This is a genomic window from Paraglaciecola sp. L1A13 (assembly GCF_009796745.1).
Lineage (GTDB): Bacteria > Pseudomonadota > Gammaproteobacteria > Enterobacterales > Alteromonadaceae > Paraglaciecola.
On sequence record NZ_CP047024.1, the window covers coordinates 4157357 to 4178910 of the forward strand.

Genomic DNA, 21554 nt, shown 5'->3' on the forward strand with positions numbered 1-21554 from the left:
ACGTATTTCAAAGGAATTTATGGATAACGTATGGTTAGTCATTATTTTTGCCCTGCTCGCTGGTTTGGCGATGCCAATGGGTGCGCTTATCGCTCGCATTGAACATTTTCAGTCGGACTGGTTCGAAGCCGAAATTCGTCACCTTGTTATCGCCTTTGGGGGCGGTGCATTATTATCTGCTGTAGCGCTGGTATTAGTACCCGAGGGAATGGCTAATCTGTCCCTTAGCGTCGGACTTCTATTTTTTATTGGCGGTAGCCTGAGTTTTATGGCTATTGATATTTTACTGGTTAGAATAAATACTCCAGCAAGCCAGTTAGCCGCTATGCTAGCGGATTTTATTCCTGAATCAGTGGCACTGGGGGCAGCATTTGCCACTGGCAAAAGTAATGCTTATTTGATCGCAATATTAATCGCTCTGCAGAATTTACCCGAAGGATTTAACGCGTTTCGTGAAATGCGCTCAGGAAAAAAATTCAGCGCTAATCGTCTGTTAATAGTTTTTTGCTTGTTAGCGCTGTTTGGCCCTGTGGCTGGATTAGGGGGTTATTTTTGGTTAGCCAGGTATCCGCAATATGTTTCGGCGATTATGCTATTTGCTTCAGGGGGAATTTTATATTCTATTTTTCAAGATATCGCCCCACAAGCGAAACTAGCTAAGCATTGGTTTCCACCAATGGGCGGTGTTTTTGGCTTTGCTCTGGGTTTAATTGGTTTTATGTTGACCAAACATTAGTCGCGCAGAATTACCGAAAAGGAGTAGAAAATCATTCAAGCTTCAAGTATAGAAAAACGTATCGATATGGATTTACTCCGTCGCTCACTGGCGGGGATAGCTGTTTATAGCTTCATTTTACCGGTAATTTTTTGGCCGCTACATTTCCATACCATGCAGCCAGAACTAGCCTACTTGCTTGCCGGTAGCATGCTTTTTATTAGTTTGCTGCGGGTTGTACACTACGTTTACTCACCCACTATTTATGCGTATTCCAGCCGATTGTGGTTCACAATATTTTCAACCCTTTCCCTCAGCCAGGCAGCCATCTTAGGCTCCGTGTTTATGTTGGCGATATTTGATATACGCTTCCAGCCCCTGATACATGTCTCAATGCTTGCCCTTGCAGGAATAGCCAGCAGTGCACTCTTCGCTTTAAGTCCCAGAATAAAACTAGGACTTATCAACTTAGCAATACTTATGCTGCCGGCTATGTTGACAGGTTTTTTCACGGAAGGTTATATACCGTTTGCAACCATGATGCTGGTTTATACTTTCTATATTTCAGGCATGGGCATAAGGGCAAATAGAGAGTATATGCGTGCTTTTGAAATCGAAATAGAGTTAGAAGCACAGCGTAAAACACTTGAAACGCTGAGCCAGACGGACGCCTTAACTGGTATCTATAATCGAGGCTATTTCAATCAATACTTTGAAGACCAATGGCAGTATGCAATACGTCACAAGGTCGAAGTGGCCCTTCTGCTTATCGATGTGGATCACTTTAAAACGGTGAATGATACTTACGGTCACTTAGCTGGGGATGCTTGCTTAGTTAACCTCGCTCATGCCATAAGTATCTCAGTTAATCGTGCTACAGATATTACGGCGCGATACGGTGGCGAGGAGTTCGCGGTGCTTATTTCTGGTTGTAACGCTGCCCAAAGCCAATTCATGGCTAGCCATATTATGCAATCCGTGGCTCAGCATAAGTTCGTCCACAATGATGTTGAAATACCTGTAACCGTTAGCATCGGCATTGCAACGGTTGTGCCTGAGCCGAAGCAAAAATCCAATGATTTAATTGAACAAGCCGATAAAGCCTTATATCAGGCGAAAACAGAGGGGCGAAACCGAGCGATTCTATTCAGTTCAAAACAATAAGGTTACACTGCTGTTTTTGCACGGGCATTTTTAAAACGTGACAGTCGATCCTCAAGGGCGCCATATTACACAACATTTCACCCTTCCTTCCCCCGAACAGCCAATAACGCCGGCTTGGCCGAATGCAGAGCATTACCAGTTATGGGTTAAACGAGACGATATGATTCACCCCATTGTGTCAGGTAATAAGTTGCGCAAATTGCGCTACTCCATTAAACACTTATTGGACAATAACATTCGTCACGTTATTAGCTTCGGTGGTGGATACTCTAATCATCTTCATGCATTAGCATACGTCTGTAAACAATTAGGTATAAAGCTCACAGCGATAGTACGGGGTCACTATCAATCAACGCCAACACCTATGTTACGTGACTTAGCAGCTTGGCAAGTAAATATTGAATATGTCGATCGTAAAATATACCAGCAGCGGGACCAAGCTGATTATTTAGCATCCTTATTACATCGCTTTCCTAAGGCATTGGTTATTCCAGAAGGAGGCTCGTCACAGCTTGCGTTAGACGGCGTAGCTGACATCATTAGCGAATTAACGCAAACCTACGATTATATTCTGACTCCTGTAGGCAGCGGCGGTACCCTAGCAGGCTTGGTGCACGGCACCGCTATGCAACCCACTGCCAAGCAGGCCCATATTCTTGGAATAGGCGTCTTGAAAGGTCAAGACTATTTAGAAGAACTCGTCAACAATCTACTCGAGACTCACCACCATTCAGTAAAATTGCTGCCCACGTGGAATATAAACCACAATTTTCATTTTAATGGTTACGCTAAATCTACCCCAGAGCTTGAGGCTTTCTGTCAAAGCGTTAATCGTGAATTAGCTATTCCTATCGAACCGGTTTATAGCGGCAAGCTATTCTGGGCCGCAAAAGAATTAATGGCTCAAGGTGCGTTACCCAAGGGTAGCAAAATGTTGCTGATACATACGGGGGGGTTACAAGGCGCTCGCCAATAAGCACGGTGGGAAGCACATACTAAACTAATCCTTTTTTTACTTGGATTTGTATTACGAGTAGAGATTACATTTTCCGATGGTGATGGTATATTCCCGCCCATTATCTTTTCACTTATCCCATTTGGCTAATATGTTGTTTAACACCCGATATGCGTTGTTATTAAGTTTGGCTATTCTTTTAAGTGGTTGTGCATCGGCTCCACCAGCCGCCTCGCCTACGAATGATGTGTTTACATCAGATTCTGATATTGCATCTATTATATCTGCAGATGACGTTATTCAATCCCTGCAAGCCCCCGCTGATAATGACGCAGTGCAAAAAAGTATTGATGAGCAAATTGATAAACAGGCGACTCCATCAACACTTAGCTTGCGAACCGCGCGCTTTGCCCATGCATCTGCCGCAGATAATAAATTACTTTATGTATTTTCTGGATACGGTAAACAAGGCTATTTAACCGATATAGAGATTATCGATCCGTTAACTGCCCAAGTCACCGTGCTAGCGAATAAAGTGTTACCCAGAAGCTATTTTTCAGCAGTATTTGATCAACAACATTCTATTTACCTTGTTGGCGGCATTAGCCATGAAACTGACGATGTGCGAGTTGAGCCACGCATTGAGGTGTTTAATACCATAACGCACGAAGTCACTGTTTTAGGTGATATACCTGAACCATTGAGAAACAATAAAGCAGTATATATTGACGGCTATATTTATTTGGTTGGCGGAGCATCTTATGAAGCCAGCAATGGGTATCAGCTAACACCCAGTGCTTCACTTTGGCGTTATGATATAACACGCCATATCTGGCAAAAACTAGCCAATATGCCTAACGCCAAATCAACGGCTGTCGTGGCAACTGATCAGGATATTTATGCTATTGGTGGTGAACAAAATCTGGATAATTTAGCGAGTGTCGAACGTTACGATATTGCGAATAATCAATGGCATAGGATGCCTAATTTGCCCCATGCAGTTAGTGCTCACAGCACAGTTTTAGCGAACAACACCGTATGGGTGTTCGCCGATGAAGACCAATCGCAAAGTGCATACACACTAACGCTGCCATCAGATACATGGCATATAGCTAACATCAATTATAAACCTGCGCTTTATACCAGTGCCAATTCAATAGGCAATACCTTGTACGTGATCGGAGGCAATGCGGGTAAAGGCAAATCGTTCATGAGTCAAATTCAGGTGTTTCATCAATGAATTGGCCAGAGTGGCTAGCGGGATTTGCGGGCGCATCAGCTGTAGAATGGGTCGCCACTACCGCAGGTTTTTTATGCGTATTTTTGTTAATCAGACGCAGCCGTTGGAGTTTTTTCTTTGGGCTGATTCAGGTCAGTATTTACAGTTGGATTTTCTTCGATGTGAAACTTTATTCCGATATGGGGCTGCATATTATCTATATCGGTTTTCAAGTATACGGCTGGTATATGTGGACCAAAAACCAGAACCAGCAAGGTCGAATATCTCCCGTATCAGGTAGTGTGTTGGAATATGCTGGCTACGGGGTACTAATCATTGCAAGTGCCAGCCTACTAGGTAGTCTGATGTCGAGTCAAACTGATGCCAGTTTCCCCTACGCGGATGCCTTTACAACGTGCGCAAGTTTAGTTGCACAGTGGTTACTCACTCACCGTAAGCTCTACAACTGGAGCCTTTGGATAATTGTCGATGTAGTGGCAATCGGCATTTACTGGCAAAAAGGGTTGTATCCTACATCTGCATTATACTTCAGCTTTCTACTTATGGCATTAGTTGGCCAGTACTCTTGGATAAAGGAATTCCGCCGCCATAACAATACTCAGGCATTATCAGACCCAGATAATGCGCGTAGTTAACGTAGAAAGCACTGTAACCCAAGCCATGATTCGAAATGACCAGCAGAGTAACAGCATGATTCAAAAAGTAGTGTTCTTAGGAGCGCCGTCCACCGGAAAATCAACCTTAAGCGAAGCTCTCGCTGACCGCTTGAATACACTATCGGTGGCAGAATATGGTCGAGAATACTGGATTGAACACCAAGTAGACCGTCGCCTCTCACCAGAGCAATTATTACATATCGCCCAAGTTCAAAACCAATGGGAAGACGAAGCAGAACAAAAAGCCCATCGCTACTTATTTTGTGATACGAACGCCTTTACAACATGGCATTTTGCTTGTCACTATCACACCACCCCCTTACCCGAATTGACGGAACTAGCTCATGCTAGCTGGCAACGTTATGACCTTGTGGTCCTTTGCGACAATGATATTCCCTATGACGATACTTGGGAACGCTCTGGCGATGCTAATCGCAGTGAGTTTCAACAGTTTCTTAAACAATATTTGGTCACCCATGGCATCCATTTCATTACGGTCGGTGGCACGGTTAAGTCTCGTGTCACGCAAGTAATGAGCGCACTCAACTCCCTCACATCAAGACTGAACAAAACGGCTTCACCGGTCTGTTAAAATATTGTAAACGATTGAATTCCTTCACTTATTTGGTGCTTCTTGCACTAAATTAAACCGTCCGAAGCAAAGCTTTAAAGTCCAAACACTTGACTGAAAAAACCTAACCAATTGAAATATATAGACTTTAAAAGTTGGCCTACCTGTTGCATATGGTTAGTTGTGTTAGGTGTCCAGATCATCTAATACGGGAACAAAAATAATAACTATAATTAAAAATAGCAGTATTGAGCGATATAAAGCTCTTCAAACGAAAGCGTCTTATTCTTGTCCGGGTAAGGCGCTTTTTTGATCCCCCCTTTGATATTAAAAATATCAAAAAATGTGCTAGGGCGTATCAGTGGCTATGCCCAAAATGGGCTAGCGGACGCCTATCAGCTTGCGTTGTCTCTCCCCCCTCATCATGAAGGCGCTTATTCTCCCAGATTCGCTCATGGATCATATAAGCAACTGTATTCACTGCCGGCTCTACTAAAGCAATTAACCCACCCACAATAAAGCTACCCGTTAATAGGTAAGCAACGCTGAACGCCACGGTAAAATGCGTGATAGCAAATGTAATAGTTTTCATAAATATTCCGACATAAGAAGTTGATAGGCAGATAATATGCTGTGCTTATTAATCGAGCCAATGAAACAAATCAATCACGTCAATCTACAAATAAGATTGATTCTCATTTAATCTTCGACTGGCAGATTAAGTTTCTAAATATATCGCCCCCAGTTAAGTTTTTTCACGGCCATTTGTTTACATCCCATCATTAGGTGATAGCATTCGCGTTTTAATGAATCTTGTTAATTATAAGGGTTTCCCTATGTCTCGTGTTCTGATTATTGGCGCTGGCGGCGTGGCTGCTGTCACTATCAAAAAATGTGCTCGTTTACCTGAGCTGTTTGACGAAATTTATCTTGCTAGTCGCACCGTCTCTAAATGCGAGGCCTTGCAACAAGAAGTTGGTGTCGACCGTGTTAAAGGCGTATTTGCGGTTGATGCAGATCATGCTAGTGAAGTGGTTAAGGTCATTAACCAAGTAAAACCTGACCTAGTCATAAACTTGGCTTTGCCCTACCAAGACTTAGCCATCATGGACGCCTGTTTAGAAACAGGTGTGCATTATATGGACACCGCCAATTACGAACCAAAAGATGTGGCGAAATTTGAATACTCGTGGCAGTGGGCGTATCAAGAGAAATTCGAAAAAGCCGGTCTTATGGCATTACTTGGTAGTGGGTTCGATCCAGGTGTAACCAATGTATATACGGCTTATGCCGCCAAACATTATTTTGATGAAATTCATTATTTGGATATCGTTGATTGTAACGGTGGTGACCATGGTCAAGCCTTCGCTACTAACTTCAACCCTGAAATCAATATTCGTGAAATCACCCAGCGTGGACGTTTCTTCGAAAATGGCGAATGGAAAGAAACCGATCCATTAAGCGTTCGTGAAGATTTAGACTATCAAAACATTGGTGTGCGAGCGTCTTACCTGATGTTCCACGAAGAACTCGAGTCAATCGTTAAGCACTTCCCTACCTTGAAACGTGCGCGCTTTTGGATGACATTTGGTGATGCATACTTGACGCATCTTAAAGTACTTGAGGGCATTGGCATGACCAGTATCGAGCCAATCGATTTCCAAGGTCAGCAAATTATACCGTTAGAGTTCTTAAAAGCCGTACTGCCTAATCCAGGTTCATTAGCTGACGGCTATACGGGCATGACCTGTATCGGTACGTACATCACAGGCTTAAAAGATGGTAAAGAGAAAACTATTTTTATCTACAACAACTGTGAACATGCTGCTTGTTTTGCTGAAGTTGGTGCACAGGCCGTTTCTTATACTACTGGCGTACCCGCAATGATCGGTGCGTCATTGATGCTAAGCGGTAAGTGGAAGAAACCAGGTGTATGGAACATGGAGCAGTTTGACCCGGACCCATTTATGGATATGCTAAATCAACATGGGTTGCCTTGGCATGTCATCGAATGCGATGCGAGCCCATTTAGCAAGTAAGCACATCATAGGGGCCAATTACTTGGCCCTTTATTTATCCAGCGGAGTACCCCGTGACTGATCCAATGTTAAATCCCGCAATCCCCTCCCCTTGCTATGTCTGTGAAGAAGCCAAACTGGAAAAAAACTTGCAACTTATGCAACGAGTGCAGCAAGAAAGTGGCGTTGAAATTATTTTAGCGCTAAAAGCTTTTTCCATGTGGTCCACATTCGACCTAGTTAAAAAATATTTGCAAGGCTCTACAGCCAGTGCAGTTTGGGAAGCTCGTTTAGGTAAAGAAGAAATTGGTAAGCAAGTACATGCGTTTTCACCTGCCTATAAACCGGAAGATATCGATCAATTAGTGGAACTAGTAGACCATATATCCTTTAATAGTCTCGGCCAATGGCAGCGTTACAAACAACAAATTTTACGCTCCAATGTTTCCCCTGGGATACGCTTAAACGCAGAACACCGTGAAGCAGACACTGAGTTGTACGATCCGAGCGCACCAGGCTCACGATTTGGCATATTGGCAAAAGATTTAGTGGGGGCTGATCTAAGTGAAATAGAAGGTTTTCATATTCATAATTTATGTGAATGTGACTCTTATGCTACTGAACGAACCATACTTGCCGTAGAGAAAAAATTTGGTCAATATTTTTCACAAATTAAATGGATAAACTTTGGTGGTGGCCACTTGATGACAAAAGAAGGCTACGATCTCGAGCATCTTATCGCCACTTTGAAAGCCTTCAAAGCCCGTTATCCGCATTTGAACGTCATACTTGAACCTGGTTCTGCCGTTGCTTGGCAAACCGGTACCTTAGTGTGTGAAGTGATCGATATTGTTGAGAATCGAGATAAAATCGCGATTGTTGATATGTCCGCGACGGCTCATATGCCAGATGTCCTTGAAATGCCCTATCGCCCAGAAGTGCGAGGAGCAGGCAAAGCAGGCGAACTCGCCCATACCTATCGTTTTGGAGGCAACTCTTGTTTAACCGGCGACGCCATTGATTTGTATAGCTTCGATCATGAACTACAAATTGGCGAGCGCATCATCTTCGAAGATATGATCCATTACACCATGGTTAAAACCACGTTCTTCAATGGGGTACAACATCCTTCAATCGGCATTTTACGTAAAAATGGACAATTTGAATTGATACGGAAGTTCGAATACGAAGACTTTAAAAACAAATTATCCTAGTGCTGTCGCTAATAAAAAAGGCGTAACTGCCATCTGCAGTTACGCCTTTTTTACACAACAGTATGTCTTTATGCTAGGTAAGCAGCAAGACGTTTAATGACTGGCTTTATCACCCCATATTTCTTCTAAACGCTGATCACGTCCGCAGTTCCATCGATATAACTTGTAGCGAACAGGGCTTTTTTTATAAAAGTCTTGATGCGCAATCTCACTACCTTTAATAGGATAAAAACGCGTCCCCGCTAAAATGGGGGTCACAACAGTTTGCTTAGGGAATTGAGCTTGCACTGCTTCTTTTGTTTGCTCGGCAATTTCCCGCTCTTGTTCATTAGCAACAAAAATGGCGCTTAAATAACTCTGGCCTTTGTCACAAAATTGTCCTCGAGCGTCAAAGGGATCAACATTAACCCAATAATGATCCAGAATTTGTTGGTAGGTCACTACGTTAGGATCATAGGTTATTTTTACTGCTTCATAATGTCCGCGATGATCACCGTTATAAGTCGGATTTCGCGTCTTGCCACCAGTAAAGCCAGATACCACATCACTTACACCGTCTAATTTCTCGAAATCAGATTCCATACACCAGAAACAGCCACCCGCTAAAATGGTTTCATCGGCAGATACACGGGAAGAGAAAAACAACACACTGAGTAACAGTGCTGATAAAACAGTTTTCATAAATATCCTTTCAAGCTACAACAATACGCCCACAAAAATGTGACGTTCGATGATAGAAGAACCGATAAACGCTATTCTACTTTCATCAATGTGCGCCGCCGACATCTTCATTTTCTGCCTTGCGGATAAAAAACATTAAGGGCAACGCACAAGCATACATAGCACCTATCCATAGAAATAGATCATTAAAAGCCAATACTTGCGCCTGCTGCATGACTCTGTCAGCAATTTGCTTAATAGCAGCTGCTGCGGGATCGCTTGCTACTCCGGCGACGGCTAGTTGAGCTTTGGTCAGTTCTTCAATTACCACAGCTCGGTTTGTATCAATTGCGGGTATCAGTTGCGCCCAGTGATAATCCACGCGAATATCGCGAATGGTATCCATAAGGGCTAAACCCACGGCGCCGCCTAAATTGCGCAGCACGTTGAACAAGCCAGCAGCGTTGCTGATTTCACTGTTTGGTAGTGTACCCATAGCAATGCGTGAAGCCGTAAGTAGGCACATCAATAACCCCACCCCACGCACCATTTGCGGCCACATAAATTGCTGAAAGTCGGCTTGGTCCGTAAGATTTGCGTTCATCATTGAGCCCGCACCTACCATGATCAAACCAACTGCCAACATGTAGCGCGCATCAACCTTGTCAGACAAGCGGCCGATAATCGGTGCGCTAAAGAACATAGAGGCGCCTGTCACGAACATTAACTGGCCTATTTGCAAACTGTTGAAGCCGCGTACCGTGCCCAAGAATAATGGCATAAGGTAAACCATACCGTACAACGCAATACCGATAATAAAGCCTAACGAAGCGCCTAAAGCAAAATTACGGTCAGTAAACACCTTCAAATCAACGATAGGTAAGGCCACCCGAAACGCCCGCCAGAAAAAACCAAGAGCGCCTAACGCACAAACCGTACTCAGTAATAAAATAAGTGTACTGTCGAACCACTCATCTCCGGGCCCTTCTTCAAGAATGTATTCCAAAGGTCCTAGAAACAGCGCTAGATACAGCAAACCAATAAAATCGATTTTCTTAAATAACGAGAAATCTGGTTTATCGATGCGCAAATAAAACCACGCCCCAGCACTGGCCAATATACCGGGCACCACATTCATTAAAAACAACCAATGCCAGCTCGAATGTTGGGTAATGTAACCCCCTAGCGTTGGCCCTATTGAAGGTGCCGTAGTTGCAATCATACCGATCACGGCTTGTACCGCCCCCATCACTCTAAGCGGAAATAATTTAAAACTGATAGCGTAGGCAATGGGGATCATTGCCCCGCCAACAAAGCCTTGAATAGCACGCAACACAATGAGTTGGTCGATCGTTTGGGCTAAGGCACAACCCACACTTGCGATGGTAAAAGCGATACATGAGATAACGAAGGTTAAGTGCGTTGACAACCAACGCGTCAGCATCCCTGAAAGTGGGATCATAATGATTTCGGCAATAAGATAGGCTGTTTGCACCCAAGAGATTTCATCTTGAGTTGCCGACACGCCAGCTTGAATTTCGTTTAGGGAACTGGCCACAATTTGAATATCAAGAATGGCCATAAACATACCAAGCATAACGGCCACAAAACCGATTTTTTGCCTAAACGAAGGCATTTCAGTTGCTTTTTCATCACTCATATCAAGCGCCTTGCTCTTTTACACCAAATTGCCGCTAAGTAGCCCATCACAATGCGATCAGCTCAATATTTAGCTATTAAATAGTTGCTCGCTAATATTACCTATACGGTTTAATGGATATCGCGTTGTGAGGTTAAGCCCTGTTCATTTGCTAAATAGGCGCTTTGTTGATTAAACCCTTGAGTGTCCACGTGAGGTACCACAGATAAGCCGGGCCGTAAAATATGCATATGTTCAATTGGGCCTAGAACATCTATACGCACCGGCACGCGCTGGACTATTTTATTAAAGTTGCCAGTGGCGTTGTCTTTGGGCAACAAGCTAAATTCAGAGCCCGTAGCGGGGGAAATTGACGCCACCACACCGGTAAATTCCACATCGTCTTGGGCGTCTACGGTGAGCTTAACGGGCTGACCGATAGTCATGTGGCCAATCTGCGTTTCCTTAAAATTTGCGACAACGTAAACTTCAGGTAAAGGCACTAAATACAAAAGGGTCATAGTTGGCTGTACTAAACCACCGCTACGCGCACCTAAGTTACCCACAATGCCATCACTGGGGGCAAGGATCTCAGTTTTTGCCAACTGGCTTTGCGCATAAGCAATTTGCGATTCGGCAGAGGTAATATTGGCCTCCGCGCTTTGTTGTTGAGCATCGAGTACGGCAAACATTTGCTGGGCTGCAGCATGGGCAGCTTGGGCTTGGGCTAGCTTCGCTTTTGCTACGGCTACATCAGCTTCAGTGTTTTGCAATTGTTGTTTAGAATCAAATGACTGTTTATCTAAGATTTGAAAACGTTCTAAATTGAGCTGTCCGCGCTTCACTTCCGCTGTTGCTGCATCAATATTAGCTTTCGCTTCATCCATTTTTTTGTATTGCAGGTTAATTTGCTGCTGGGCATTCACTAATGCGGCTAGGGCGACGCCACGTTCGGCATTAGCTTGGGCTAATTTGGCTTGATAATCGCTCGCATTAATACGTACTAAAAGCTGACCTTTTCGTACATGTTGATTCTCTTGAACCGCTAAGGTTTCAATACGTCCTGAGATTTCCGCTCGAACCGAAATACTATCTGATTTTATATAGGCATTATCAGTTTCTTCGATAAAACGCCCATGTTCATACCATTCGATACCTTTATTGACCCCAAAGCCTATGAATGCCAACAAGACAATTAGAAAAAACACTTTTTTTAACGACATTTGCTTGCCCAAATTTGAATGCTTAACCCATTAAGTGTAATGTATATTACACTACACTTTGAAACGATCAATCATAACAAAGCTAAAATAGTGAATATTTGTTATTGTGCCTTCGTCTTGTTAAAACAGTTTAATTATGTCCTCAAATACAAAAACAACACCAATCGACACGCCACAATATGCTCCTAGAGAGCGAGGCCTTATTAGGCGCGATAAAATCATTCAGGCCGCTACAAAAGTTTTTGTGGGATCAGGATACGAAGCAGCGAGCTTACAAGAAATTGTGGCTCTGGCGGGTGGATCACTTGCCACACTTTATCGACTTTTTGGTAATAAAGAAGGTTTGTTTTACGCGGTAATAGAGCGTAAAAGCGATCAATTATTAAGTGAAATAGATTACAACGACTTACAAAGTAAACCCCCCCGCGTCGCGTTGATAGAAATAGGAATGCGTTTTTTTAGCATGGTTATTTCGCCAGAGGTAGGGGCAATTCACCGTTTGATAATAGGTGAAGCTGTGCGGACCCCTCGGCTTCGAGAAATATTCCTAACCCTCGCTACGGAGCGTGCCATACGCAATCTAGCTGAATATTTGCAAGCCCAAGTTGACAAACAACACCTAGATATCAAAAGCTGCTTTATTGCTGCCAGTCATTTTATGGGCGCGCTCAAAGGCAATTATCATATTCGCTGCATGCTTGGCGAAGTCGTCAATCTAAGTATTGAAGAACAAGAGGAGTTTGTAACCGCTGCCGTTGATATGTTCCTCAATGGTTATGCTCGTCCTTAACAACGTCAAGCCGGCTATTATCAATTTGATGCCCTATAATCGGGTTTCTAGCCCAGTAATAATTGCATTCCTATATGTAATAACCTCACGAACACCTCTCACCTTGCGGTAAATTTATCACGCAGCCAATCTCCAATCCTTCTACTGGGCGGGGCTATCCGCATATAAAAAAAAGCGGCAAAGCATTTGCATCTTATCTAGAACATTTATGTTGTTGGCTTTTGGTCTATCAACCCTAATTTAGGAGAAGCATATGAGTATAGTGAAATCAGGTAGTGCCACTTACAAACCATTAGGCAAAGCGGGTAAAGGTAGTATTTCAACTGAAACAGGTGCATTAACGAATCAGCCTTATGGCTTCAATACCCGTTTTGAAAATGGTAAGGGAACGAACCCTGAAGAACTAATCGGTGCAGCCCATGCGAGTTGTTTTACAATGGCGCTTTCCTTTGCACTGGCAGATGCAGGCTATGAGAACGGTGAATTGAGTACTACGGCTAAAATTAGTTTGGATAAAATCGATGATGGCTTCCAAATCAGTCAATCAGCTTTAAGTTTGACCGCCAAAGTAGCCGGAATTGCTGATGATGAATTTGCCAAAATTGCACAACAGGCCAAAGACAACTGTCCCGTATCTAAGTTGCTTGATACACACATCACCTTGGACGTCACTTTAGAAAACAGCTAGGTATTCAGCAAAAAAAATCCGGCATTTCAGTTGTAAATGCCGATTTATTAGCTATTGAAGTTACTTTGTCATTGATGATAATAATTGTAAGTCTTCGGTTAGACTCATTTTAGGTCGCTCTATCACGCGCCCTAGTTCTTTGTCGCCCTTTAATAGCACAAAGGTGGGTGTGTACTTAAGTGCATATTTTTTAGCCAGTCCCTGAGGGTCATTTTTCTTAGTGTCAACGGCAACCAAGGTTAACTTAGGAACATCTAATCCACTAAGATCAAATATTTTTAAGAGTCTAGGCACCTCTCGTTGACTATCATGGCACCAAGTACCAAACAACACTACTAGGCTATCGTCTTGTAACGAAGCAACAGCAGCGAGCTCTTTCTCACTCGGTTCATAAGATTCATATTCATCTTGGAAAACAGGATATTGAGCTAGCAATTGCTCTGCGCTTACTTCACCTAAGAAATCAGATTCACGAGCAGTTGAATGACTACATGCAGACAAAACTAAACTTATTAATCCCAACAAACCAAACATTTTTATCTTATTCAATACCTTAGCCTCCTATTTAATATGAATGTCTATTCAATAATGTACAGTTAAAAAATGCAAGCGCGGATATTGAAGAACAATAATATATAGGCAATTAAAATACCCATTCATTATTTATGCTTTATCGATCAATCAAAGACAATTAAAATCAGTTACTTGGCCCTTTTTTTTAGGCTAGACTTACGGTGCGCAGGCAGAAGGTCACATAACCAAAGGATACGAAACATGACAACATCAAGCGATAATGCATTTACCAAATCGGTAGCTGCATTAGTGGCTAGAATAAACGATGTTACGCAAACAAAGGAATCTCTGTTTGAGCAAGCGGAAATTTATTTTCAAAGTGCGCAAAGTCAGCAACGAGTTATCCTGCAGCTAACAAAAGTGGTAGAAGAGAAGTGTAAAGACATTGAAACAGCCAAAAATGAAATTCAGAGAAATCATTTACGGGAGCTTCATAACGACGCAATAAAGGATTTAAAGGTTGAAACAGCGAAACAGGATCGCCTACGATATGTTCGTTTGAAATGCTTAAATGAAGTCTGTATTGACATTGTAAAGTTATGCGAAGGTAAGAGCTGGCAAGAAACCCAACAGAAAAGCGCAAAAGTTCTCACCACCTTATTGCTTATATGCCCTACTCAGGGGAAAAATGTTGCGCAATCCCACCAACGTTGCAAACCCTTGTATAAAGCAGTGCTTAGCTTACGTTTACTCGATCAAATGTTGGCGAGTAAATACGTAGAAAACGAATATATTGTTAGTCGGTACCACCTGTCATCACGTTTTTCCACGCCCCCAGCTTCATTCGGGCCGCTTAATTTGTTCCAAAAAGATGTGGCCGTTCCTTTGATTAGTGCAGCACTATTGCAAGATATTGGTATGCAACATCCTGAAATTCAGCGCCTCCTTAAGGGGGCCGATGGCGCACTAGATCCCTATCGAGTGCTGGATAAAGAAGTCCGTGTACCCCTTTTGATTATGAATCACGAACAGACGATTGAATATGTCTCTGAGGGCTTAGGTACTGGGCACTTTGACGAAGAAAATGATGATTCAGACGACTATAAGCTGCGCAAAGATCGTTTTGATAAAAGTGAAAATAACCGTGCTCGCCTACTACGTAGCATGTTAGATGGTGCCATTAAGCCCAGAGAAGCTCTTGGCAGTACGATTAAAGCAGCTCAAATTTATACGTCTATCGTGTTATCCACCAAGCCCAATTTCAACTTCGAAGATTTACCTAAAGCCACGAAAGTGGTTATTCATTCGGCACAAAGAGGCGCATTAACGTTAAATAGCGCCGAGAGTTTGCAAAAAATAATGGGCCATTTCCCGCCAGGCTTCGGAGTAGTATTCTGTCTTGCGAATGATGCTGACGTCACTCCTAACGAATTTTCCTATGCACTGGTCAATAGCCTGAATCCAACTCACGTAAATGAACCTAATTGCCACGTAGTTAGTGCATTGGGTGCGAGCTATCCCATTGGTAATCAGTGCACTATTAGTGCCCAACAAAATTTGTACTTTGAACAAGTCCACAATCGATTTTCAACTTTAGCGCCAGCCACATTGGATGCAATAGCCCAGAAAATCGCTACCGAACTCGATCAACCTAAAAATAGAGAAGCGATTCCGCGTACTTGGTCTCCTCATAGTTACTTTCATTTTAAAAAGCAGCAAAATTTATGGATAAATTCCAAGGGTTAAAATAGCACCAGCCTTTGATATAGCTAAAAAAAATATTTTATAGTCCACAGATCTAACCTTAGCGGTTGTTTGTTCTGTATCTGACCCCATTTCCGCAATTGATTTTTCGCTGTCCAAAGTTAATTCAACCATTAGCTAATTAAGTGAGATTTTCTTGTTAGTTAATCGGTCTGTGCTTTATTGACGTACAACACTGACCCAGACAATTAGTCATGACTGAACTTATCGATCCAAAGACTGCATGCATGCCTTCAACTCAAAGGATCATGCGCTCATATCAGCCATACTGCACATAAACCATACTAAATTAAGCGTGTGTTGCTCACGCCAAACGAGGATTTAATTTAATGCGCTTACTCAAGCCCTATTTACTGACAATGATACTGTTAACACTAGTTTCCGCCTGCTCCAAGCAACCAGAGCAAAAGGCGTCTGCACCTCAATCGTTGCCAGTTGAAGTGGCGGCTCCGATTTCCGCTGTTATTACCCAGTGGGACGAATACACAGGTCGTTTTGACGCCACACAACAAGTGGACATCCGTGCCCGCGTGAGTGGTTACTTAGATAAAGTTAACTTCAAAGATGGTCAGACCGTTAAAAAAGGCGATGTATTATTTATTATCGATCAACGCCCCTTTAAAATCGCCTTACAGGGTGCGGCATCTCGTTTTGCATTAGCGAAAAAGGAATTGGATCGCGGTAATGATTTACGTAAGAAGAACTCGCTTTCTCAAGAAGAAGTCGATCGTCGCCAAAACGAATACGATATGGCGCAAGCTAATTTAGACAATGCTAAACTTGATTTAGAATTTACCGAAGTAAAGTCGCCTATCGATGGCGTGGTATCACGAGACTTAATCAACGAAGGTAATCTAATTAATGGCACAGCAACCAGTGCCACCTTATTGACTAATGTGGTATCAATTGACCCCATTCATTTCTATTTCGATGCCGGTGAACGTGACTTACTGCGTTACATTCGGTTAAGTCAGTCAAATAAGCGCGAAAGTTCTCGAAATGCAGCAAATCCAGTAAAAATCCGCTTACAAGACGAAAAAGACTATAGCCATATCGGCGTCATGGACTTTGTCGATAATCAAATTGATCAAAACACCGGCACCATAGTTGGTCGAGCTATTTTAGATAATCCTGGCGGATTTATTGTGCCTGGTTTATTTGGTCGTATTCGTTTGCTATCAGAACAAAATGTTGAAAAAATTCTGATCCCAGACGCCATCATCGGTACAGATCAATCACGTAAATTTGTCTTCGTCGTGAATGACGAGGGTAAAATCGATCGCAAGTTCGTTACCTTAGGTAAGCTTCACACCAAAGACCTACGTGTAATCGAATCTGGCTTAAGTAAAGACGATCGCATGATCTTGAATAACTTGATGCGAGCTCGTCCGGGTACGCCAGTAGAAGCCAAAGAAGTTGACCTTTCTAGCCAATACACGCTGTAAGGGGAGACAACATGAATATATCTCATTTCTTTATCGATCGACCGAAGTTCGCTTCGGTATTAGCTATTATCGTTCTAATCATAGGCAGCTTGGCTTATTTTAGTTTACCCATTGAGCAGTATCCGCAAATTGCGCCCCCCACGATACAAGTGGCTGCATCTTATCCTGGTGCGAGTGCAGAAGTCGCCGCTAAAACCGTTGCCACCCCGTTAGAACAGCAGATTAACGGCGTGGAAAACATGTTATACATGTCATCCCAATCAACTGCCGACGGCCGCGTTACGATTACCGTAACGTTTAAGCTTGGTACTGACTTGGATAATGCACAAGTACAGGTTCAAAACCGTGTGGCGATTGCTGAGCCAAGATTACCTGAAACGGTTCGTCGCTTAGGCATAACGACCAAGAAGAACTCTCCGGACTTAATGCTAGTCGTTAATATGTACTCACCAAACGGTACCTATGACCAGACTTATATTGCCAACTACGCTTCATTGCAAATACGTGATCAACTATCTCGTATTGACGGTGTAGGCGATATCTTACTGTTTGGAGCCAGTCAGTATTCCATGCGTGTTTGGCTTGACCCAGATGTCATTGCGTCGTTAGACCTAACCGCAGCTGAAGTTATAACCGCATTACGAGGGCAAAATATTCAGGTGGCCAGTGGGACCTTGAACCAAGCACCTGTAGACGCGGGTCAAACAGCGTTTGAGCTAAATGTGCAAACTCGCGGTCAATTGATTGAGCCGGAAGAGTTTGAGAATGTCATCATCAAAAACCAAGATGGCAAGATTGTAAGATTACGCGATGTAGGCCGTGTTGAACTGGGTGCAGAAAGTTACACAACACGTGGTTACTTAGGTGATAAAAAAGCAGTGGCCATGCCTGTATTTCAACGCCCAGGCTCTAATGCAATTGAAACAGCTGACGCCATTAAAGCGGCCATGGTAGAGGTTGGAAAAAACTTTCCACCCGACTTAACCTATAAAATAGCCTATAACCCTACCAACTTTATCAGTGAATCTATTACGGCGGTTGAGCACACTATTTACGAAGCTATCGCCCTGGTGGTGTTAGTTATTATGGTATTTTTACAGAACTGGCGGGCAGCGCTAATTCCCATTATCGCCATTCCTATTTCATTAATTGGCTCGTTTGCTATTTTAAGTGCATTAGGTTTCTCGCTAAATAACCTGACCTTGTTCGGTTTAGTTTTGGCCATCGGTATTGTGGTAGATGATGCCATCGTTGTAGTAGAAAATATGGAACGCCTTATGGCACAAGGCATGCGACCGCTCAAAGCTGCTCGTCAAACTATGACTGAAGTCGGCGGTGCGGTGTTAGCAATCGGGCTGGTATTAGTTGCTGTATTTTTACCTACTGCTTTTGTTGATGGTATCTCAGGCCAATTTTATAGCCAATTTGGTATCACCATCGCCGTTGCGACCATTATCTCAGTGTCAGTTTCATTAATACTGAGCCCAGCGATTGCAGCGGTATTATTTAAGCCCCATAAAGATGAGTCAGAAAAAAGCGGCTTATTTCACCATCTTTCTGGGAAATTCAACCGAGGAATGGACAGAACATCAGACAAGTACGCTAAATTGGTAAATAAGCTTGTCCGTCGTGGTGGATTGATGTCTCTGATATATATCGTTTTAATGGGCTTTACGGTTTACATGTTTAGCATCGTTCCAAAGGGCTTTATACCAGCCCAAGATCAAGGATACTTGATCGTCGGTGTACAATTACCCTCTGGCGCATCATTGTCACGTACCGATGCCGTCGTTCAAGACGCTGTTGAAAAACTGCTCAGTATTGACGGAGTTGAAAACGCTGTTGCATTTGCCGGTTTCTCAGGTGCTACCTTCACAAATGCCACCAATGCCGCAGCGATATTCACCATTATGAAATCCTTCGATGAGCGTGCTGAGCTTGGTATTACCTTCAATGATGTATTGAGTCAAGCTCGGGCGAAGATGGGGGCTATAGGTGATGCCAATGTTGTCGTTATTCCCCCCCCCCCGTTCGAGGAATTGGTAACGGTGGTGGTTTTAAAATGATGCTAGAAGACAGAAGCGGTCGTGGATTACCGGCTCTAGAGCAAGCTATGTGGCAGCTCGCAGGTGCAGCGAATAAAGAACCTGCAACCACAGCTGTGTTTAGCTTCTTCGAAACCAGCACTCCGCAATTATATGCCGACATTGACAGAGAGCGTGTAGAGCGCTTGGGTGTTTCAGTGTCTGACGTGTTCAGCGCTTTGGAGATTTACTTAGGCAGCGCATTCGTCAATGACTTCAGTTATCTAGGAAGAACATTTCGGGTGACAGCCCAAGCCGACGCGCCCTATCGTATGGAGCCTGATGATATTGGTCGTATACGAGTGCGTAATTCATCGGGTGAAATGGTGCCATTAAGTTCAGTGGCTACATTCGAGTACCGCTCAGGTCCGTCGCGCGTGCCTAGATACAATTTGTATCCAGCGGCCGATTTAATTGGCAGCACAGCGCCGGGCTATAGCTCTGGAGAAGCCATCGCGACCATGGAGCGCTTAGCAGCCGAAATCTTGCCTGATGGTATCACTTACGAATGGACAGAGCTTGCATACCAAGAACAGCAATCAGGCAACACAGGGTTATTAGCGTTTGGTTTTGCCGTTGTGTTTGTATTCTTATTGCTCGTAGCTTTGTACGAAAGTTGGACCTTACCTTTGTCGGTTATTCTGATTGTGCCAATGTGTTTGCTAAGTGCCATCACTGGGGTGCACCTCATGGGCTTAGATAACAACATTTTGACCCAAGTAGGTTTAATTGTACTGGTAGGCTTAGCCAGTAAAAACGCTATTCTTATTGTAGAATTCGCTCGTCATCGTGAGCACGAAGGAGCAGGTTTATATGAAGCAGCAAGCGATGCCGCCAAACTGCGTTTGCGCCCTATTCTGATGACCTCATTTGCCTTTATTCTTGGGGTGTTGCCTCTTGCTGCTGCAACAGGTGCTGGGGCAGAAATGCGCCAAGCATTGGGCGTAGCGGTATTTAGTGGCATGCTGGGCGTAACCTTTTTCGGTTTAGTCTTTACGCCGGTGTTCTATGTACTAATGCGTAAACTCTCAATGTTAGTAAAACGTCAAAAACTCGATGACATGGGACGTGTACCGGTTGTTGAACGAGAATAATTAGCAACATAAGAAAAGGCCCTACAGGGCCTTTTTTTATGGGTTATTTTACCACCATACCGTTTGAATCGGCTTATGTTCAAGTTTGAATACTTGCCCAAAAACGGGCGTACTTAGAGAAACGTTATATTTTAGTGCCGCCTCACTGACTCTAACTAATGGCTCGTACCATGGGTGGAAGGCTAAATCAAAAGTACCATTATGAATTGGCACCATCGTATCGCCTGCTAAATCGATATGAGCTTGCACTGATTCTTCAGGTGTCATATGAATATCAGCCCAGTCTTTGTCGTAAGCACCTGTTTCAATGAAAGTTAAGTCAAATGGTCCATACTTATCACCGATGCTTTTAAAACCAGCAAAGTATCCAGAATCACCGCTAAAATAAAAACTACGCCCAGGCGTTTTAACAACCCATGATCCCCAGAGCGTTTTATTACCGTCACCAATACCGCGGCCTGAAAAATGTTGGCTTGGCGTAAATGCCACCAATGCGTGCTCAGTTTGTTGTTCTTGCCACCAATCAAACTGTTTTATTTTTTCTTCATTTACCCCCCATTTTTGCAAATCACCCTCTACTCCTAACGGGACTAAAAACGCTCGCGTTTTAGTGTTTAACGCCTTAATTGCAGCTTGATCCAAATGGTCATAATGATTGTGCGATATCAATACTTTATCAATAGGTGGTAAATCATCAATGCTGATAGGTGTCGGCTGAAAGCGCTTAGGTCCGATAAAAGAAAACGGAGAAGCTCGCATTGAAAAAACCGGGTCAATCAACCAATATTCGCCATGCATTTTAATCAATAATGTTGAATGCCCCAATTTAACGATATGAACATTGTCATCACTTAATGCATCTAGCTGCTGGCGCGTTACCTGAAGCATGGGGACTTGCTCAGTTGGTGTCGAATCTATTTTTTTCTCAGTAAAGTAGCGCTTAAAAATACCAAGGGTTTTCCCCAAGCTTGGTGCCTCGCTCTGCACACTGTTGTGAAACTTACCATTACTATGACGGATGCTACTTACCACGCTCTCGTTAGTGGTGGCGGTTAATTCATTGTTCAACAGATACGCTCCTATTATCCCACTCACACAAGTGAGCAATATTCCGAGACTGA

At 43.3% G+C, this 21554-nt stretch carries 18 protein-coding genes and 1 pseudogene; 13 read left to right on the forward strand and 6 right to left on the reverse strand.

The annotated features are described in order from the left end of the window. Positions 1-19: 19 nt before the first annotated feature. The 6 genes from GQR89_RS17490 (at position 20) to GQR89_RS17515 (ending at position 5322) form a co-directional block, all read left to right on the forward strand. The gene (locus tag GQR89_RS17490) at positions 20-736 is read left to right on the forward strand and encodes a ZIP family metal transporter (protein WP_158771235.1); all 717 of its coding nucleotides are present in this window, start codon (positions 20-22) and stop codon (positions 734-736) included. 66 nt (positions 737-802) lie between these two features. Then, a complete protein-coding gene (locus GQR89_RS17495; RefSeq protein WP_158771236.1) occupies positions 803-1879 on the forward strand; it encodes a GGDEF domain-containing protein in 1077 nt (358 codons plus the stop codon). A 37-nt stretch (positions 1880-1916) separates the two neighbouring features. Next, on the forward strand, positions 1917-2855 hold the full coding sequence (locus GQR89_RS17500; protein ID WP_158771237.1) for a 1-aminocyclopropane-1-carboxylate deaminase/D-cysteine desulfhydrase: 939 nt from the start codon (positions 1917-1919) through the stop codon (positions 2853-2855). 130 nt (positions 2856-2985) lie between these two features. After that, entirely contained in the window at positions 2986-4074 is a 1089-nt protein-coding gene (locus GQR89_RS17505) for a kelch repeat-containing protein (RefSeq protein WP_158771238.1), read from the forward strand. Beyond that, positions 4071-4709: a nicotinamide riboside transporter PnuC gene (gene pnuC, locus GQR89_RS17510; protein ID WP_158771239.1), complete on the forward strand. Its 639-nt coding sequence runs from the start codon at positions 4071-4073 to the stop codon at positions 4707-4709. Before GQR89_RS17505 ends, pnuC begins: the two co-directional genes overlap by 4 nt. Positions 4710-4764: 55 nt before the next feature. Further along, on the forward strand, positions 4765-5322 hold the full coding sequence (locus tag GQR89_RS17515) for an ATP-binding protein (RefSeq protein WP_158772314.1): 558 nt from the start codon (positions 4765-4767) through the stop codon (positions 5320-5322). A gap of 337 nt (positions 5323-5659) precedes the next feature. Here the strand turns inward: GQR89_RS17515 and GQR89_RS17520 are convergent, their stop codons facing one another. Continuing rightward, positions 5660-5893, reverse strand: a complete 234-nt coding sequence (locus tag GQR89_RS17520; protein WP_158771240.1) for a DUF2061 domain-containing protein — start codon at positions 5891-5893, stop codon at positions 5660-5662. A gap of 244 nt (positions 5894-6137) precedes the next feature. Between GQR89_RS17520 and GQR89_RS17525 the strand changes: the two genes are divergently transcribed. After that, positions 6138-7340: a saccharopine dehydrogenase family protein gene (locus tag GQR89_RS17525; RefSeq protein ID WP_158771241.1), complete on the forward strand. Its 1203-nt coding sequence runs from the start codon at positions 6138-6140 to the stop codon at positions 7338-7340. A gap of 53 nt (positions 7341-7393) precedes the next feature. After that, positions 7394-8533: a carboxynorspermidine decarboxylase gene (gene nspC, locus GQR89_RS17530; protein WP_158771242.1), complete on the forward strand. Its 1140-nt coding sequence runs from the start codon at positions 7394-7396 to the stop codon at positions 8531-8533. Positions 8534-8626: 93 nt separating this feature from the next. On the opposite strand, the gene msrA is transcribed toward nspC, so the two are convergent. From msrA to GQR89_RS17545, 3 genes are all read right to left on the reverse strand, one after another. Beyond that, positions 8627-9214 (reverse strand): peptide-methionine (S)-S-oxide reductase MsrA, encoded by a 588-nt coding sequence (gene msrA / locus GQR89_RS17535; RefSeq protein WP_158771243.1) that lies wholly within the window; start codon positions 9212-9214, stop codon positions 8627-8629. An 85-nt stretch (positions 9215-9299) separates the two neighbouring features. Further along, complete coding sequence (locus tag GQR89_RS17540; protein ID WP_158771244.1) at positions 9300-10853, reverse strand: DHA2 family efflux MFS transporter permease subunit; 1554 nt, start codon at positions 10851-10853, stop codon at positions 9300-9302. Positions 10854-10963: 110 nt separating this feature from the next. Further along, a complete protein-coding gene (locus tag GQR89_RS17545; RefSeq protein WP_158771245.1) occupies positions 10964-12055 on the reverse strand; it encodes an HlyD family secretion protein in 1092 nt (363 codons plus the stop codon). 136 nt (positions 12056-12191) lie between these two features. On the opposite strand from GQR89_RS17545, the gene GQR89_RS17550 reads away from it, so the two are divergent. Next, positions 12192-12845 (forward strand): TetR/AcrR family transcriptional regulator, encoded by a 654-nt coding sequence (locus tag GQR89_RS17550; RefSeq protein ID WP_158771246.1) that lies wholly within the window; start codon positions 12192-12194, stop codon positions 12843-12845. A gap of 253 nt (positions 12846-13098) precedes the next feature. Beyond that, positions 13099-13533, forward strand: coding sequence for an OsmC family protein (locus GQR89_RS17555; protein ID WP_158771247.1), 435 nt, complete (start codon positions 13099-13101; stop codon positions 13531-13533). A 60-nt stretch (positions 13534-13593) separates the two neighbouring features. Here the strand turns inward: GQR89_RS17555 and GQR89_RS17560 are convergent, their stop codons facing one another. After that, positions 13594-14067, reverse strand: coding sequence for a thioredoxin family protein (locus GQR89_RS17560; RefSeq protein WP_158772315.1), 474 nt, complete (start codon positions 14065-14067; stop codon positions 13594-13596). Between the two features lie 240 nt (positions 14068-14307). On the opposite strand from GQR89_RS17560, the gene GQR89_RS17565 reads away from it, so the two are divergent. The 3 genes and pseudogenes from GQR89_RS17565 (at position 14308) to GQR89_RS17575 (ending at position 20433) form a co-directional block, all read left to right on the forward strand. Continuing rightward, the gene (locus tag GQR89_RS17565) at positions 14308-15792 is read left to right on the forward strand and encodes a hypothetical protein (protein ID WP_158771248.1); all 1485 of its coding nucleotides are present in this window, start codon (positions 14308-14310) and stop codon (positions 15790-15792) included. Positions 15793-16139: 347 nt separating this feature from the next. Continuing rightward, positions 16140-17255, forward strand: coding sequence for an efflux RND transporter periplasmic adaptor subunit (locus GQR89_RS17570; protein ID WP_158771249.1), 1116 nt, complete (start codon positions 16140-16142; stop codon positions 17253-17255). Between the two features lie 11 nt (positions 17256-17266). Next, positions 17267-20433: pseudogene (locus GQR89_RS17575) on the forward strand (efflux RND transporter permease subunit). 48 nt (positions 20434-20481) lie between these two features. On the opposite strand, the gene GQR89_RS17580 reads toward GQR89_RS17575, so the two are convergent. Further along, positions 20482-21501, reverse strand: coding sequence for an MBL fold metallo-hydrolase (locus GQR89_RS17580; RefSeq protein ID WP_233269013.1), 1020 nt, complete (start codon positions 21499-21501; stop codon positions 20482-20484). Positions 21502-21554 lie beyond the last annotated feature (53 nt).